This is a genomic window from Thermosphaera sp. (assembly GCA_038827615.1).
Taxonomy (GTDB): domain Archaea; phylum Thermoproteota; class Thermoprotei_A; order Sulfolobales; family Desulfurococcaceae; genus Thermosphaera.
In genome coordinates this window covers 152,347-169,037 of record JAWBNK010000002.1, presented here as the reverse complement: position 1 = coordinate 169,037, position 16,691 = coordinate 152,347, and the positions used below count along the sequence as shown (strand labels likewise).

The window sequence follows — 16,691 nt, the reverse complement described above, 5'->3', positions numbered from 1 at the left end:
TCTACCTCCAGTCTATAGCTTCCGAAAAACGTGTCGCGTCTCCCGCGGCCGTAGGGTGGAGTAATTGAGTAGATGTCTTCACAACACTTGCGTGGGTTGGAGATGCTGAAGTAGTGTAATACATCATCTTTCGGTACGAAGACTACATTAAATATGTTATACGGCTTCACTAAGACTGTAAAACCACCAGATCTACATACTACAGGCATTAAAACACCTCTAAACTTTCTAGAGGGGTTGGGGGCGTTGACAAACCCTTACAGGCCGTGAAGCGTGTGTGAATCATTGGGTTTTCTGTTTCACGCGTAAATCCCTGCCTCCACCGGCTGGAGCATTCACCGATGATCACTCCATGTTTATCTCCAGTGACCTTCCACTCCCTAAGGGGGCGAATAGTGCGACCACTGTACTGGAGAACTTTTCAAGTTCAGCGAGCTAGGTTCAAGGAAACAGTGCTCAGCCCGTAGGGTCAATGGTGCTGGAAACACCCAGGAGTAGTCAGCCGCTTTCTCGAACAATAGTGTGATATCCGGTCGGAGATGATGTGAGTAGCGAGGAGAAATATCGTGAGTAGTAGGGCTACTCCATGGTGGGAGTTAACCTCGTGAACAATTTTGAAGCCGCCAGATGGAGGGCTTGCCACAGCGCTGGAATCCCCTGGTGTCTAAACCGCCAAGCAACATAAGGTTACACAACAGCGCCATCAACACTGGGCGAGGCTACGCTCCCGTAGTAGCACGACAAGGAGAACACGGGATGATGGATATTGTTGCCGGCGGTGAACCATCCTTCAATAGATGATGGCTTGTCGTCTCCGTTAACACTGCTTCGAAGCTTGTAAGGCCGGGAGCGAGGCTACGGTATGATAACACCAAGATGACTCCACTGCCGGAACGCGTAGATGAGCATACTGAAGCCGGGAGCGCTATAGTAGAAACTTGCATGGAGATAACTGGTGGGAAAGATGAGGAGATCGATTGCAAGCCTCTTGAAACGGTCGGAGAGCTACTGAACACGGATGCACGCAGTATGGGGGAAGCATGCCTCCGAGTCGGCCCAACATCAACACCAACCTTGTTGCACTGAACAAGCCCGCCGAACTAGTGAAGAATCAGCGTTCCTGGATCCCGGGATGCAGGCTACACCACTGAGTGCCCTCCAACCCATGGGATAACAGGGTCCAGAGAACTCGGCGAGAGAAATGCTCGGAGAATAGGTTTTGAAGGTGCTTGTTGATCAAACAAGCATGGAGCATATAGTTTTCGGTGAAGGCTACGTAAACATGGCGAATCCGCACGCTAAGAGGTGATTCAGCCGGGTGAACTCAACCAGTGGGATCTACCTGAAATGCTCCCGCTGTGGTTGCGAGATTCCCCTCGAAAACCGTGAGGACATGCTTATAGCTGGTAGGTGTCCAAGGTGTAGAGGTCTCATGTTCATCAAGTACCGTGAACCCGTTTTCAAGGTAAACAAGAACGAGCGGGGCATATGGAGGTACTCCCCATTACCACGCTTCAACAACAGAGTAACGCTTGGCGAGGGCTTAACACCTGTGAGCCGGGTTGAAGGAGTACTTGTTAAAAACGAGAAGTTTAACCCTACAGGGCTTTACAGCGATAGGGCCTCGGCGATTATCTCGTCCCACCTGAGGGATGCCGGAGCCGGGAGAGTCTACGTTGAATACTCAGAAGAGTTCACGAGATCACTTGTTCACTACCTAGCAGGCGTAAATCTGCTCGTGGTGGCGAGCAGCATCTTCGAGATGGATCCGGAAGATGTAATGTTCTTTGCCAGCAGAGGGTTAAACATTGTCCACGATTACCCTGATGGGTCCACCATCGCGTACTATGAAAACCCGTTAACGATTGAAGGGTTGAAGACCATTGTCTTCGAGCTCTACGAGCAAGGAGTTAGAGCTGAGGACGTGGTCGTTCCCGCTAAGAGCGGTGTTCTAGCCTTGTCACTCTACAAGGGGATCGTTGATTTACTCGAGGCGGGGATTGAAGCAAGCTTCCAAGTCACAGCTGCTACGCTGAAGGGTTTCAATCCACAAGCACTCAGAGACTTGAAAGGAGTTAGGATCATCGAGGTTTCGGAGTCCGAGCTCTACGAAGCCTACATGAAACTGTTGAGGAAAGGATTTAAAATAAAACCTCTCGCTGCTTTAAGCTACTACGTCGCAGAGATCACTGGGGGCTCGATAGCCGTTGTCACCATGGGTTATAAAACACGAGCCACAGATAGGGGGAGCGATGTAAAAAAGCTCGTGCTAGACGTTATTTCTAGGAAACCACTGATAACTGCGTACGAGGTGTGGAGAGAGAAACCCGTCTACACTCTCAGAGCAGTGTACAAAGCCGTTAAGAGCATGGAGCTCAGTGGAGAGATATGTTTTGAGGTTAAAACAAAGGGTGTGCGCAAGGTCAAACTCTACAAGCCCTGCTAATTCCTATTGAACGTTCAATAAACAATATATGCGCAGACCCGCATGAACACAGCACGGGGTTGCGGGTGAAGCTCGTAGACTCCTACGCCTACCTTGAAAAGCTTAGGGACCTAGTATACTCGTTGCTGGAGTATAGAGACAAGATCAAGGAAGACGGATCAGAGATCGTGCCCATACGCGAAGCAACACCACTGGTGCGCTACGGCTTTATATCCATGTTCAAGGGCGGTGCCATAATGGATGTTACTAACGAGAAGCAGGCTGAGATTGCTGAAGACGCGGGCGCAGTCGGCGTAATGGTTCTGGACAAACTGCCTTACGATGTGAGAATGGCCGGCGGAGTCGCCAGAACTGCCGACCTCAACGTGATAGCAAGCGTGATGAACGCCATAACAATACCGGTCTCAGCTAAATGTAGGATTGGGCACGCCGAGGAAGCAAAGCTGCTCGAGGAGTTAGGCATAGATCTGATAGACGAGAGCGAGGTTCTAACCCCTGTTGACGAGAAAAACCACATTAACAAGTGGGATTTCAAAACACCTTTCGTCAACGGTGCCAAGAGCCTGCCGGAGGCTCTCAGGAGAATCCACGAGGGTGCTTCAATGATTAGAACCAAGGGTGAGCCGGGCACAGGCAACGTTGCCGAAGCTGTAAGACATATTAAGCTCGTTAACAGAGACATTGCAGCCCTGAGAGGGCACTTCCTATCTGGCGACTACGAAGCTATATGGTTCTACTCAAAGGAGAATAAAATATCCTACGAGCTCGCGCTACTAACAGCTAGGCTGGGGAGACTACCCGTTGTCAACTTCGCCGCTGGTGGCATCGCAACACCTGCCGATGCAGCACTTATGATGTGGCTCGGCTCTGATGGAGTGTTCGTGGGCTCCGGCATATTCAAGAGCCAGGACCCGGAGAACAGAGCGAGAGCCATAGTGCTAGCTACATCCTTCTACGACGACCCCGAGACAGTCGTTGAAGCCCAGAAAATAGTATCGGAGAAGCACTCCATGCTCGGCATTGACATCAGAACGCTGAGGCCCGAGCAGCTTATGCAGGTTAGAGGTGAGTAAGGTTGGTCGTAGTGGGAGTTCTCGCTTTACAGGGAGATTTCCTAGAGCACTCGGAGATCCTGAGAGAACTAGGAGCGGAGGCAAGGACGGTTAAGAAGCCCGAAGACCTCTCCGTAGTAGATGGTTTGATAATACCTGGCGGTGAATCAACAACCATTGGATCACTACTTGCGATAAAGGGTCTCAACGATCACTTGGTTAAACACATAGAGAACGGGCTGCCCGTCATGGGCACCTGCGCTGGTGCGATACTACTGGCGCGAAGGGTTGTCGACAGGGTTGTTGGTGAAACTGGTCAACACACGTTAAAAGTCATGAACGTGAGCATCGTTAGGAACGTTTTCGGCAGACAGAAGAACTCCTTTATAGCCAATGTAGAGGTAGAGAACGTGGGAGTAGTGAGAGCTGCTTTCATCAGGGCACCCGGTATAGTTGAGGCGTGGGCGCCTGCAAGAATAACGGGCTACGTAGACCATCCAGTGGTTGGAAGAATTGGCGCTGTAGCCGAGCAAAACAATATATTAGCTCTAGCGTTCCACCCTGAGATAACAGGAGATAAGAGGATTTATCAGTACTTCATATCGAAGATTAAGAGATGAATTATAACTTATTAGCAACCCTACCTGAGGGCTTACTATTTACCGATCCGGCTCCGGGGAGAGCTCTTCGAAAAAGTCTTTTTTCCATGCGTTAAGCATTTCATGCTGATGCCCACCTATCCTTACTCCTTTGCATCTAGCCCAAGGATTTAGAGCGTGGGCTTCAATCCGCGTCTCGGAGCGCCCCACCCTACCCATAAATCCGTTGAAACAACCTCAATACTGTAGTTCATACTATGACGTTATCTCGAGGCCTGTAGCCATAAGGTATACACTATACATACCGTAAATCCCCGTTAGGTACGTTTCTAAAGTCTTAAAAACCGCCTCGCCCGTGTCGTAAGGTAAGAGACGGATGTCAAAAACGTCAACTAACGTGAAACTTTAACTCTACTCTTAAACCCGGTTGAACACCCTGTTCTGCACGGCCGAGGGGGAGGTCTCCTTTTCGATCACGAGCAAGAGTAAATTGATAAGAGTGAACACGAGGGGAAAACGGTAAACAGCTCAGGCTTCAAAACCCTTACAACCTTAGAATGTGGAGTCCACGACGAGCAACTATTTAGTGATGCTGTTAGTTATCTCCTCGGTCATGAGCCTAGGCTTCGCTGTTTCAATAAGCACGAAGACCCTCCCGAATCGCGTCCTAACCCCCGTGGCAACGATTCTAGCCACCGCCTCACCCCTTGCCACCATCGTCCCAGCATATAATTCATCGTTAACGCTCTTCTCAACAGGTATCGACTCGCCCGTGAGGACTGATTCATCCACGAGCACGGAGCCCTCGACGATTACTCCATCCGCTGGAACGGTATCCCCCATGGAGAGCTTCACTACGTCGTCGGGGACTAGGTACTCGGCTTCGACATCGCGCCACTCCCCATCCCTCAAAACCTTGACCACGATCTTCAGCTTTGACTTCAACAGCTCGACGGCCCTACCAGCCCTATACCCGTGTACAACTCCGATCACAGCGTTTACGAGGAGGAGAAGCACCATTATCGCGAAATCCACATACCTCCCCAGGGTGAAGGAGATAATGGCTGCTGCTTCTATCACGAAGGCGGTGAGGCCGGTGAACTTCTTTGCAAACTCTACGAGCAGGTTCTCCTTCCTCTCGGGTACCTTGTTGAAGCCGAACCTTTTAAGCCTCTCGGCAACCTCCCCGCTACTTAGTCCTCTCAAACCGCTTGCCGTGGCGGGTCGCCCCGAGCCCGCTTAACCATATTCCGAGTCACCTACTTAAGCTTCGTGTGCGAGCCCCGGGGACCGACCCGGCACGTGCAGACCCTTGTGCTCGGGGTGCATGTTTTTAAACACCTTGTCTCCTCCTCTTGAATGTGGAGGATGCTCCGCGGAACAGACGCGTTGGCCAACCAGGCTTGGTGATGTAGAGTGGTTCAAATCGCTCTATTCGCCGCCGCCGTGTCAATCATCATAGGGCTTGTCCTCAGGGGATTCAACATAGCCCTTGCGATGATGCTTGCCCTGCTCGTCTACTCCGCCCCGCTTCTCGGCCGGGGATTCATCGACGTGGTCGCTGCCTCCTTCAACGCTACGATGCTGAACACCGTCCTCTCCCTAGTGCTCGCAATGGTGCTCGCGAACCTTTACAAGAACTCGAGGGCATCCGTTGAGCTGGTGAAATCCTTCGAATCCTTCGGGAAGAGGGTTGCATCCATCGCTGTCCCAGCGGTAATAGGCCTCCTCCCGATGCCGGCTGGAGCATATGTTTCAGCAACCATGATCGACCCCGTGTACTCGAGGATGGGCTTATCCAGCGAGGAGAAAGCCTTCCTCAACTACTGGTTCAGGCACCTATGGGTGGCTACGTGGCCTCTTTACCAGAACATAATCCTCGCCGCCGCGCTACTGGGGTTAACGTACGCTCAGATATTCAGCAAGACGTGGATAATAACGGCGTCGGCGCTGGCGTCGGGAGTCATCATGTTCTCGATAATATACAGGGGCAGGGGTGGCTCGGGAAGCCCGGGGAGAAGCTTTAAAGGGTTGATTCACACGTGGCCATTCATGCTCATAGCGCTCCTCACCCTCGCGATGGGGGTCCAGCTCTACCTCTCCCTGCTCGCGACTGTCTCACTATTCATAGTAGCCTACAGGCTCGGGAAGAACACCGTGCTCCAATCCCTTAGGAAGGCCGCCGACCCAACCCTGATCGGGTTAATCATAGCATCCCTCATATTCGGAAACACCATCAAGGCCACCGGGCTGGCCAGCATCCTAGCGGACTCGCTTGCAAGCCACGGGACGCTGGCCGTCTTCGCAATACCCTTCATAATAGTAGTCGCAACCGGCTTCGAGTTCACCTTCGTAGCGCTAGGGTTCCCGGCGCTTCAGGGACTCCTCTCCTCTTCAAGCAACTACTTGACGATAGCCTTCCTGGGAGGCTTTCTGGGAGCCATGCTCTCTCCAGCCCACGCCTGCCTAGTCATGTCCAGTAAATACTTCAACACGGAACTACCAAGGGTGTACAGGTATGTTCTCCCCGCCGCCTCTATAGCTCTCATCACCTCTGCAATCATTATATTGCTTACATGACTGCCCCCACGCTCCAAGGTGTAAAGGGGGTGATTATGTTTTGAAATATGCTTTTTAGCAACCAATGTAATCAAAGCTCTTCGGAATCCAAGATGAGCTCGTCATGGCATTCAATGAGCCCTGAGGAAGTCTTGAAGGCGTTGAACACGGATGTTGAAAAAGGGTTGACGAGCGAGGAGGCCGAGAGAAGGCTGAAGGAATACGGTCCCAACGAGATAATGGTTAAGAAGAAGCACCCCATACACTTGTTCATCCGCCAGTTCACCAACTTCCTGATAATCATACTGTTGATTGCAACCGTCATATCCGCTGTCCTCGGCGAGCTGGTGGACGCGCTCGCCATAGTGATCATAGTTGTTTTAATGGGCGTGATGGGGTTCGTCCAGGAGTATAAGGCTGAGAAAGCCGTTGAAGCGTTGAAGTCAATGGCGGTGCCATACTGCACGGTCGTGAGGAATGCAACCGCGGTGGAGATACCCACGTCGCAGCTAGTGCCGGGAGATATCCTGCTCGTTAAGGAGGGGGATAAGATCCCAGCAGACGCTAGGATCCTGGAGTCGATAGACCTGCTGGTTGATGAGTCCCCCTTAACCGGCGAGTCGACCCCTGTCGAGAAGGACTCCGACCTGATCCTGCACCCCCAGACTCCCGTGAGCGATAGGAAGAACATGTTGTTCATGGGCACATACGTAGTCGGGGGCAAGGGGAAGGCCGTGGTAGTGGCGACGGGTACCTCAACCGAGATCGGCAAGATAGCAGAAGCTATCGCGGAGGCGAAGGAGGAGAAAACACTGTTGGAGCAGGAGCTCGACGCCTTCGGGAAGAAGATAGGAGTCATCATACTCGCGATAGCAGCGATAGTGTTCTTCACATCTCTCATCGAGGGATACCTCGGAGTGGTCGACGCCTTCATGGTCTCGGTCGCGCTGGCCGTGGCAGCAATACCCGAGGGACTCCCCGCGATAGCGACCGCGATCCTAGCGATAGGAGCCTACAGAATGGCTAAGAAGAAGGCAGTTGTGAGAAGGCTCGGCGCCGTTGAAACCCTCGGAGCAGTCGACGTCGTATGCAGTGATAAAACAGGAACCATCACTAAGGGGGAAATGACCGTTAAAATAGTGAAACTCCCGGGCAGGGAGTGCAGAGTAGAGGGAGTCGGCTACCAGCCGACGGGGAGAATAGCCTGCAACCCGAGCGCGCTTGAAGACGACGCCTTCCTATACGAGATAATAGCCGCTCACACCAGCGTTGACGTGGAGCTACGCCTCGACAACGGGTCGTGGAGGATTAAAGGCTCTCCCACGGAGGGGGCTGCACTAGTCCTCTCGTACAAGGCGTTGGGCGAGGAAGGAGTGAGAAGAGCGGAGAGTAAATACCCGTTAGTGAAGACATACCCGTTCGACAGGTTTAGAAAGAGGAAAACCACCGTCCACAGGGTGGGAGACAAGTACCTGGTGGTTTCCTCGGGGGCCCCCGAGATGCTCCTCGAGATCTCTACTAGGATCAAAGCCAGCGGCGAGGAGGAGTTATCGCCCGAGCGGAGGGAAGCCCTTGCTAAGGAGATAGAAGACCTGGCTTCACAGGGGTACAGAACCTTTGGAATAGCCTACAAGTGGGTTGAAGAGTTCAGCGAAAACCTCGATGTAGCGGAGGTTGAAAACAGCCTCGTCTTCTACGCAGTCCTAGGGATAATAGACCCGCCCCGCGAGGAAGTCGTTGAAGCGTTGAAAACAGCCAGCAAGGCTGGTATAAAGACCATCATGGTCACGGGAGACCATAAGCTAACGGCAATGGCGGTCGCAAGAATGATAGGTATAAACGCCAGCGAGGAGACCGTGCTGGAGGGCAAGGTACTCGACAGCATGAGCGATGAAGAGCTGGTGAAGATAGTTGATAAGATTAACGTGTACGCAAGAGTCACCCCAGAGCACAAGGCAAGGATCGTTAAGGCGTTGAAGTCAAAGGGCTACAAGGTCGCGATGACCGGCGACGGAGTAAACGATGCCCCCGCTCTGAAGCTTGCTGACGTGGGAGTGGCTATGGGTATACGCGGGACGGACGTAGCTAAGGAAGCATCCCAGCTGATCCTCCTCGACGACAACTACAGCACTATTGTCGAAGCAGTGAGGGAGGGTAGAGTCATCTTCGACAACTTGAAGAAGCCCATAAACTACCTGCTGGCAGCCAACATGGGCGAGGTGGGAACCGTGTTCGGGGCAGAACTCCTCTACCTGCCCCCGCCTCTGCGGCCCATACACCTCTTATGGATAAACGTGGTCACCGATGCTCTCCCAGCAGTGGCCCTCGGAGTAGAGCCTCCGGAGCCGGGCGTAATGGAGAAGCCCCCGGCGGCATATAGAGGCGGGTTGATAACTAAGAGGAAAATCCTGTACTACGTCTTCTTCGGAGCCCTGATATCAGCCTTCACCATCGCGGCATTCCTCATGAATCAGCACTCGCTCATAATGGCTCAGACAGCTGCTTTCACGGTCATCGTGCTATCGGAGTTCGGCAGGTCTCTGGCTTCGAGGAGCGAGAACAAGCCCGTGTGGAGGATTAGCTTCAACAAATGGCTCATACCAGCCCTAGCCGTTTCACTAATTCTACATCTTGCAACAATATACACTCCGCTGAACAAGGTATTCTACACCGCCCCGCCGCCTCTTAGTATATGGTTGTACGGAGTAGGAGCCTCCCTGCTGATCTGGCTGGTAGACGAGGCTAGAAAAGCCATTGGGGTAAAGATATAAAACGACTGCTTCACACTCAAGTTTTTCAAAGCCGCTTGTTTATCTTCTCATAGGAGTATTTCTTAAGCCCAGGGGGCATCAAGCTGGTCAACAGCCCTGTTAAAACCAGCCTGCGAGCCTCCTCAAGGCTCAAGCCCCGGGAGGCGAGATAGAACAGCTTATCATGCGTCACCAAGTGGCTCTTCGCGTAATGCCTCGCCTCCAAAACCTTGTTACTGTTGACTTCGAGAAACGGTTGCATGAAGCCCGTAGCATTCTCCTCGAGAATAGACTCTAAACCGTAGACTATTCTGGCGTTATCAGCGCTCGGGTGGACCACGCCCCTGCCCCGCACGCTGCCCGTTGAGTTGTTCTTCAAGTAGAGGGTTGAAGCGAAGCTGAGGGAGGAGCTCTTCCTGCTGATTAAACCGTCAACGAGAGCGTCCAATCTGCTCCCCTCTCTCAGGACGCCCGAGAGCCTGGCGTTTACAAGCGAGTTGCTCCCCGGCTTCAACGCTCCCTCAATCCTCGTCATTCTCCCAGGATGAACCAGGATGGCTAGATTAGCCTCCGAGCCGTCTCCAGCCTCGAGCGTGAAGTTCACGCTCGAAGCAGACTCCAAATCCTCCTCGAAATCGATCATCACGTTAGCCTTAACTCCGCTTCTAACAATTACGTTCAACCCCAAGAGGGATAATTCTCCCCTGATCCTGCTCCTCGATTCAACGATTAGAGTTCCATCAGCGGCGACATCTATGATTAGGTTGCCCACGGCAACCCCCTCCCCCTCGCCTCCCTTCAGCCTGACGACGGCTTCCCCGCCCTGGAAAACCAGGGTCCTCGCCTCATCGTTCAAGGACTTGTGGAGCCTCGGGAGCAGCGAGTAATTCTCGTACAGCCTGATCCTGCCCGCCCCTTTCAGGAGAACGCTACCCGATGCCTCCAGGTCAAAGCCTTCGACAACCCTCAACTCCTTCTTGAGGAGCTTGTCGTAGACGCTCATGTAGAGGCTCCAGTCGGTGTATGACTTCACAGTCGGGGAGTCCCCGTGCCTCTGGAATTCCTTCATGAATGGTTCCTGGGCCACGGCTAGCCGACACCCCCGAGCTCGCTGAACTCTAGTTGAATTACCTTGGTCAGCATTGAGACGTACTCGAAGGGAAGCCTGGGGAATATATCCCTTATGAATCCGAGTATCATCAACGACAAAGCCTCCCTCTCCGCGAGCCCTCTAGACTTCAAGTAGAATAACTGCTCCTCGCTGATCCTAGCCGTAGTGGCTTCGTGCGCGATGTCCGCATCGCTCTCGGACGAATGTATTATGGGGTACGTGTAGCTTTTGCTATCCTCGTCGAGTATCAGGCTCTCGCACTGGACAAAGCTCTTCGCGCCCCTAGCCCCCTTGTTCACTTGGATCAAACCCCTATACACGTTGAGACCTTGCCTAGCGCTTATGCTCTTCGATACTATTCTGCTCGAAGTATACGGGGCGGCGTGCACCACTTTGGTGCCAGTGTCCTTTATGAACGGCCCATTGCTTATTCCAACCACAGTGCTGACAGTCCTAGCGTATTCTCCTCTGAGAATCGTTGAAGGGTACGTAATGGTTATCTTGCTTCCAATACTGCCTTCAATCCACTCTATCAGGGAGTTCTTCTCGGCGATACCCCTCTTATTGTTGAAGTTCACTATATTCCTGCTCCAGTTTTGAACGGTCACGAAGTTCAACCTTGAATCCTCGTGAGCGTAGAGCTCGACCATTCCGTCGTGGAAACTGATGGTTTTAAGCCTTGGAGCACTGCATCCTTCAATAAAAGTTATCTCGCTCCCCCTATCCGTGACGACGATTGTGTGCTCGAATTGTCCTTCAAGCTCGCTTCCAATAAAGAAGAATGCTTCAACCGGGTAGGGTATTTTAACACCTTTTGGAACATACACGAATACGCCGCCGCTCCACAGAGCGTGGTGCAGTGCAGCGAACTTGTGGTCCGTGTAGGGGAACACCCTTCCGAAATACTGCTTCACCAAGTCGGGGTACTTCTGCACGGCTTCCTCCATCGGGATCATTAAAACCCCGAGGTCCTTAAGCAGATCCTTCATAGTCGTGTAAACGCTCTCGCTGTCGAGAACCGTCGTTAAGCCTGCAAGGTACTTAGCGTAGGTTTCAGGCAGCTTGAGGTTATCATATATTCTCCTAATTTCCGGGGGAAGATCCTCCCACTTCTCGATCTTGCCGTGAGCAGGCTTCACATAGTAGGATGATATCTCGTCTAGATCTATTGATTCGATACCTATCATCCACTTAGGCATGGGCGCTTTCTCGAAAAACTCGAGCGCTCTCAGCCTGTGCCTAGTCATCCACTCGGGTTCTTTCTTTACCCTCGATATCTCCTCTACCAGGCTCCTGGAGATCCTCCCTCTTATTTCAACCTCCTTAGCGTACGATACCCCCTCGGTGAAGAAGTGCTCATCTAGCTCTATTGCCTTCAAACTACTTGCCCTCCAGCCACCTGTAGCCCTCCTTGTTTATCTTGTCGATAAGCTCTAATCCTCCCTCCGCCACGAACCTGCCGTTATGCATCACGTACACTCTGCTGGGGGAAACGTATTCGACCACCCTGGGGTAGTGTGTGATTAAGATCACTGAAGCCCCAGCTGAGAGCGCCTCCTTAATATAGTCTGCAACGCTTCTCACGCCGTCCACGTCGAGACCGCTGTCCGGCTCGTCCAGGATCACGTATTTTGGACGCATCACGCGTGCCTGGAGGATCTCGGAGCGCTTCCTCTCCCCACCGCTGAAGCCCAGGTTTAAATCCCTATCAAGCAGCTCCTGCTTCAACCCTATTAAAACAGCCTCGTCTTTAATCCTCTTCTCCAATCCCTCAATATACTCTGAGATATCGTGTCTGCCCATCTTCTTGTTGAGGACACTGCGCAGGAGCATGAAGATGTTCACGCCCGGTATCTCGACAGGGTTTTGAAAACCGAGGAATAACCCGGCTAAAGCCCTCTCGTGAGTAGGCTTCCCGGTGAAGTCGACTCCATCTATGATTATCCTGCCCGAGACTACCCGGTAGTTTGGGTGACCCATTATCGCGTAGGCGAGGCTACTCTTTCCGCTACCGTTGGGCCCCATAATGACGACGAGTTCCCCGGAGTCAATCGTGAAGCTGACCCCATCAACCACTCTCTTATTTGAAACCTCCACTACGAGTCCATCTACCTGAAGCAATGCTACTCCCTCGTATTTTAACATTGTTATTGGTTCTTAAAAACTAGTAGCGGCTCCGACCTCTTAGAGAGTATACTTACTAATATATACTGAAAAGTTTTTTAGAATAGATTTATATCTAAGATTTTAAAGGTGGGTTCGTTGTCCAAGGCACTAACTAAGGTCCAAGCCTTAATAATAGTTTTAGTCATAGCAGTAGCGGCCGTTGGAGGCGCGTATCTCATCACTCAGACTACGATGCAACCCACTGAAACCACGACCACGACTCCAACGACGACCCCGGAGACTACGACTACCCCGGGAACAACTACGACTCCGGTGACCACTCCAACCACAACTACTCCGGCGGATAATCAGATATTGATAGGGGATTTAGCGTTAGTTGTTCCCCCCGAGTTCAAGCAGTTTGTGGAGGCCGCTAGGAGCGGGGAGGTATCTGTTAAAATCTACTTCGGGCATGCCCTAACCCAGGACGAGTTCGCGGCATTCCAGCAAGTCATAAACATGTTCATGCAGGAATACCCCGGTATTGAAGTGATTCCAATACCGTACTCCAGCATGGATGCTTTGAAAACCCAGATCTCAGCCATAGCTGCTCTCCCGCCCGAACAGAGGGCAGGCTTCATAGGCAACGCCCCCGACGTGTTCACATGGGCTCACGACTGGATCGGCTCGTTCGCCGATAAGGGCTGGATTCTCGACCTCGAGACATACATTGGAGCCGAGACCATCACCAACTACATCGCCCCAGCTATTCAACCCATAGCCATGTCAGCTGTTACGTACAAGCTGAAGACCTACGGCCTCCCCTACGCCGGCGAGGCCATAGCTCTGATCGTGAACAAACAGCTCGTCACAACCCCGCCCACAAGCTTCAGCGAAATGCTCGCTATAATGCAGCAATTCCACAATCCCTCCGCAGGCAAGTATGGCTTGTCATACCAGTTCGACCCCTACCACTTATACCCGTTCATCACTGCCTTCAACGGATACTATCTCGATGAAGCCACTGGGTCTATCGGCGTGAACTCAACGGGCACCAAGGATGGCGTTAAATTCTACATTCAGAACATCCTGCCGTACCTGGACTACTCAGATCTCGGGTCGACCAACCAGCTCAACAACTTCTTAACTGGAAAAACACCAATGATCATCACTGGTCCCTGGTCCCTGCCGTCGATTAAGAATAGCATCGGGTTGAACAACATCGAAGTAGTACCCATTCCCAACATCGACAACAGGATCCCGAGACCCTTCAGCGGCTTCAGAAACATGTACATCTCGATACTGGCTGCCTCGGGAGGCATTCAGAGAACTTACGCCAGCGTCCTCTTCGTGCTCTACCTGTCCCTCAACGACAATGCTTTGAAGATCCTGGTTGAAAACAACGTGTATGTTCCCGTAAAGAACAGCGTGATACAGTATGTAACGAACAACAGGTCCCAGTATCCCGTAGTATATGGTTTCATGCAACAAGTATTATTGAGAAGCACTCCGATGCCGAAGGACCCGAATATGGAAAAGGTGTGGGGCGTAGGAACTAATTTGAACGCCATAGTCGGCGAGTTCACCAACGCCATATCGCAGGGCAAGACCGTCTCCGAGGCCGTGGAAGCCGCTCTAGGTGTTGTGGACCAGCAGCTCGACGAGGCATACGCCACGATAATGGAGAGCCTCGGCGGGTGATGAATCTTTAAACTCACATGCGTTTTTTTACCTCGCCCTCTAGTCTTTGCCTGAGTGGTCTTTATGAGCGTGAAGAAGATTTTATACCCGTCAAGGGTGGGGCTAGCTCTTGCTTTAGCAAGCATAATTCTCTACGTGTTCTTCAGCATTTGGCCTCTCTTTTTCTCAATAGGCATTGCCTTCACCAACGCTTCCGAGGAGAACCTGCTGCCAAACCCAGACGTTATGAGGGAAATAGATAACACGCTGGCATGCATCAACGTGATCACTTCTCAAGAAGATGTCGCTGGAAGGGCGGAGAGAGTGGTCGACGAAGTCGCTGGAACACTGAGTAGGCTGAGAGATGAAATGGTTTCTTTTAAAACCGCTGTCGAAGAGTCAGAAGATCACACTATAGATCCCAACGTGATGCTTAATGCAAGCGCAGTGTACGTTACAGTGCAGAGGCTGAGGCTTATTCCCGACTCTGTGCAGAGAGTTTTCAACTGCACGGAGCTGGGCTTTCAGCCGACGAGACCGCTCATCTCGTCGGAAGCGCTGAGAGACCTCAGCATAATTTACGACTCCGTATCGCTCCTATCCTCCCAGTACTTGATCATGAGCAAGAATGAACTACTGAGCCGGATAGACAGCGTGTTGAACTCCATACAGGTCACCGAGGTGTATTTCGAGGAGATGAGTAGCGACTTCCAAGGATACTTTGCAAAGCTGTCCGAGAGCCTTGTAGGAGACAGGGAGAGGTTGACGATGAAGTTTATTGGCTTGCAGAATTTCGAGAAACTCTTCGCAGACCCCAGGTTCATCTACTCGTTGTTCAAGACGGGGGTGTTTGTAGCCACCAGCGTCCCCCTCAAGCTACTCGTTGGAATAGCCTTGGCATTCCTTTACTCATCACCCTATGTAATGGGCCGTAAGATAGTAAGGGGGTTGATACTTGCGCCGTGGGCTATACCAATCCTCCTCTCGGGCTTAACGTGGAGGTTTCTGTTCAACCCCAACGGGCAACTCGGGAGGTTGCTCGGCTTGCAAATATATAGTTTCGAATGGGATGCCTTCCTCGTGTACAACTTGTTCGAAGCATGGCTCGCCTACCCGTTCATAATGACGGTTACAATGGGGGCTTTATCAGGGGTTTCAAAAGACCTCGTCGAAGCATCATACATAGATGGGGCTTCAGTGTTCACCAGGCTGAGGCGGGTGGTCCTGCCTCTCATCTCGAGGCCCTTAATGTTCGCCACCATTTTGACGACGGGCGCTTCGCTTCAAGCATTCATGGTCCCACTACTCCTGAATGGAGGCGGCCCAACAAGGCCCATCACTGTTCCAGGCTTGGGGACAAGGTCTGGAAACGTCAACGAGTTCCTCATACTCTTCGGCTACAACAGAGTATCCATCGATAAGGACTACGGGTATGCCGCGGCCACCTACCTCGTCATAGTGTTGATCCTGCTCGTATACGTCACCATATGGTTCGTGTCGTCGAGGAAGCTACGAGGTGGTAGGTGAAATGCCCTTCAGCCTCGGTAGGACAGTTTTGAAGATATTCGGGACGGTGATGGGGTTCACCGTTCTCTTCGCAATGCTGTATCCAATACTATTCATTATTCTCCAGTCCATCACGCCCGAGAGAGGAGTCATTCTGACAAGCCTAGCCCAGGTCTTCGAGTACGGAATATCTCTTGAAAACTATCTCAAGGCTTTCCAAGACCCCAACTTCTACACCGCATTCGTGAACAGCGCCGTGATATCTTTCCTCACCATTGTAATATCGGTGCTAGTGATAACGCCCGCGGCCTACAGCTTCTCCCGCTTCAAATTCTTCGGAAAAGACACTCTACTGTATGTTTACCTGATACTGAGCCAGGTGGGAGGCGGTTTCGGGATCATAGCTGTAATAGCCTTGTTCATGTTCCTAGTTATGCTGAACTCATGGGGTATACCAATATTCAACATGTGGGTCCTACCCTTCATATACGCCTCGGGAGCAGTTCCATTCCAGACCTGGCTGATAAAAACATACTTCGACAGCCTCCCGAAGGAGCTGGACGAGGCTGCCTTCATAGATGGAGCAAGCTGGAGTCAAATAGTCTTCAAGATAGTTCTACCGGCATCTAGAAGCGCCATGATCATAATAACACTGTTCTCGTTCATGAGTGCTTGGGGAGAGTTCTTCATAGCAAACCTCTTGAGGATACAAACGCTCGGAGCATACATATTTCAAACCGCAATAGGACCTAGGGGCGAGCAGGCTCCCTCGCTATTCGCCGCACTAGCCCTGATTTACGCGATACCGGTTATAACCGTGTACATATTTGCCCAGAGATACATTGGGGAAGCGTACAGGATGGGGGCCGTTAAAGGATAATG

General features: G+C 51.9%; 16 protein-coding genes. 9 read left to right on the top strand and 7 right to left on the bottom strand.

What is annotated here, in order from left to right:
• Together QXH45_07140 and QXH45_07135 are read right to left on the bottom strand one after the other, a co-directional pair.
• The coding region (locus QXH45_07140; protein MEM2079014.1) for a hypothetical protein at positions 1-209 on the bottom strand (209 nt) is incomplete at its 3' end.
• 510 nt (positions 210-719) lie between these two features.
• Positions 720-875 carry a hypothetical protein gene (locus QXH45_07135; protein ID MEM2079013.1) on the bottom strand — a complete coding sequence of 52 codons (156 nt, stop codon included), beginning with the start codon at positions 873-875 and terminating at the stop codon, positions 720-722.
• Position 876: 1 nt separating this feature from the next.
• On the opposite strand from QXH45_07135, the gene QXH45_07130 reads away from it, so the two are divergent.
• From QXH45_07130 to pdxT, 4 genes are all read left to right on the top strand, one after another.
• A complete protein-coding gene (locus QXH45_07130) occupies positions 877-1,086 on the top strand; it encodes a hypothetical protein (GenBank protein ID MEM2079012.1) in 210 nt (69 codons plus the stop codon).
• Positions 1,087-1,318: 232 nt separating this feature from the next.
• Positions 1,319-2,446 carry a pyridoxal-5'-phosphate-dependent protein subunit beta gene (locus tag QXH45_07125; GenBank protein MEM2079011.1) on the top strand — a complete coding sequence of 376 codons (1,128 nt, stop codon included), beginning with the start codon at positions 1,319-1,321 and terminating at the stop codon, positions 2,444-2,446.
• A gap of 65 nt (positions 2,447-2,511) precedes the next feature.
• The gene (pdxS, locus tag QXH45_07120; GenBank protein ID MEM2079010.1) at positions 2,512-3,519 is read left to right on the top strand and encodes a pyridoxal 5'-phosphate synthase lyase subunit PdxS; all 1,008 of its coding nucleotides are present in this window, start codon (positions 2,512-2,514) and stop codon (positions 3,517-3,519) included.
• 11 nt (positions 3,520-3,530) lie between these two features.
• Positions 3,531-4,118, top strand: coding sequence for a pyridoxal 5'-phosphate synthase glutaminase subunit PdxT (gene pdxT / locus QXH45_07115; protein ID MEM2079009.1), 588 nt, complete (start codon positions 3,531-3,533; stop codon positions 4,116-4,118).
• Between the two features lie 39 nt (positions 4,119-4,157).
• On the opposite strand, the gene QXH45_07110 is transcribed toward pdxT, so the two are convergent.
• Together QXH45_07110 and QXH45_07105 are read right to left on the bottom strand one after the other, a co-directional pair.
• Positions 4,158-4,316 (bottom strand): hypothetical protein, encoded by a 159-nt coding sequence (locus QXH45_07110; GenBank protein MEM2079008.1) that lies wholly within the window; start codon positions 4,314-4,316, stop codon positions 4,158-4,160.
• 360 nt (positions 4,317-4,676) lie between these two features.
• Positions 4,677-5,303 carry an HAD-IC family P-type ATPase gene (locus QXH45_07105; protein MEM2079007.1) on the bottom strand — a complete coding sequence of 209 codons (627 nt, stop codon included), beginning with the start codon at positions 5,301-5,303 and terminating at the stop codon, positions 4,677-4,679.
• Between the two features lie 210 nt (positions 5,304-5,513).
• Between QXH45_07105 and QXH45_07100 the strand changes: the two genes are divergently transcribed.
• Together QXH45_07100 and QXH45_07095 are read left to right on the top strand one after the other, a co-directional pair.
• Positions 5,514-6,677: a DUF401 family protein gene (locus tag QXH45_07100; protein MEM2079006.1), complete on the top strand. Its 1,164-nt coding sequence runs from the start codon at positions 5,514-5,516 to the stop codon at positions 6,675-6,677.
• A gap of 113 nt (positions 6,678-6,790) precedes the next feature.
• Complete coding sequence (locus QXH45_07095) at positions 6,791-9,427, top strand: cation-transporting P-type ATPase (GenBank protein ID MEM2079005.1); 2,637 nt, start codon at positions 6,791-6,793, stop codon at positions 9,425-9,427.
• 25 nt (positions 9,428-9,452) lie between these two features.
• Here the strand turns inward: QXH45_07095 and QXH45_07090 are convergent, their stop codons facing one another.
• From QXH45_07090 to sufC, 3 genes are read right to left on the bottom strand one after another with little or no spacing between them, the layout of a single operon-like run.
• A complete protein-coding gene (locus QXH45_07090; GenBank protein ID MEM2079004.1) occupies positions 9,453-10,493 on the bottom strand; it encodes a SufD family Fe-S cluster assembly protein in 1,041 nt (346 codons plus the stop codon).
• 2 nt (positions 10,494-10,495) lie between these two features.
• On the bottom strand, positions 10,496-11,896 hold the full coding sequence (gene sufB, locus QXH45_07085) for a Fe-S cluster assembly protein SufB (protein ID MEM2079003.1): 1,401 nt from the start codon (positions 11,894-11,896) through the stop codon (positions 10,496-10,498).
• A 1-nt stretch (position 11,897) separates the two neighbouring features.
• On the bottom strand, positions 11,898-12,638 hold the full coding sequence (gene sufC, locus QXH45_07080) for a Fe-S cluster assembly ATPase SufC (GenBank protein MEM2079002.1): 741 nt from the start codon (positions 12,636-12,638) through the stop codon (positions 11,898-11,900).
• A 132-nt stretch (positions 12,639-12,770) separates the two neighbouring features.
• Here sufC and QXH45_07075 point away from each other — a divergent pair, with 132 nt between their 5' ends.
• The 3 genes from QXH45_07075 to QXH45_07065 all read left to right on the top strand — a co-directional run bounded on the left by QXH45_07075 (position 12,771) and on the right by QXH45_07065 (position 16,689).
• Positions 12,771-14,324: an extracellular solute-binding protein gene (locus QXH45_07075; protein MEM2079001.1), complete on the top strand. Its 1,554-nt coding sequence runs from the start codon at positions 12,771-12,773 to the stop codon at positions 14,322-14,324.
• A 63-nt stretch (positions 14,325-14,387) separates the two neighbouring features.
• The gene (locus tag QXH45_07070; GenBank protein ID MEM2079000.1) at positions 14,388-15,830 is read left to right on the top strand and encodes a sugar ABC transporter permease; all 1,443 of its coding nucleotides are present in this window, start codon (positions 14,388-14,390) and stop codon (positions 15,828-15,830) included.
• 1 nt (position 15,831) lies between these two features.
• Positions 15,832-16,689, top strand: a complete 858-nt coding sequence (locus QXH45_07065; protein MEM2078999.1) for an ABC transporter permease subunit — start codon at positions 15,832-15,834, stop codon at positions 16,687-16,689.
• Positions 16,690-16,691: the final 2 nt, after the last annotated feature.

Coding starts and splice junctions, on each gene's coding strand:
- QXH45_07110 (MEM2079008.1), bottom strand. CDS start 4,316: ATGGGTAGGGTGGGGCGCTCCGAGACGCGGATTGAAGCCCACGCTCTA.
- QXH45_07070 (MEM2079000.1), top strand. CDS start 14,388: ATGAGCGTGAAGAAGATTTTATACCCGTCAAGGGTGGGGCTAGCTCTT.
- QXH45_07130 (MEM2079012.1), top strand. CDS start 877: ATGACTCCACTGCCGGAACGCGTAGATGAGCATACTGAAGCCGGGAGC.
- QXH45_07065 (MEM2078999.1), top strand. CDS start 15,832: ATGCCCTTCAGCCTCGGTAGGACAGTTTTGAAGATATTCGGGACGGTG.
- QXH45_07095 (MEM2079005.1), top strand. CDS start 6,791: ATGAGCCCTGAGGAAGTCTTGAAGGCGTTGAACACGGATGTTGAAAAA.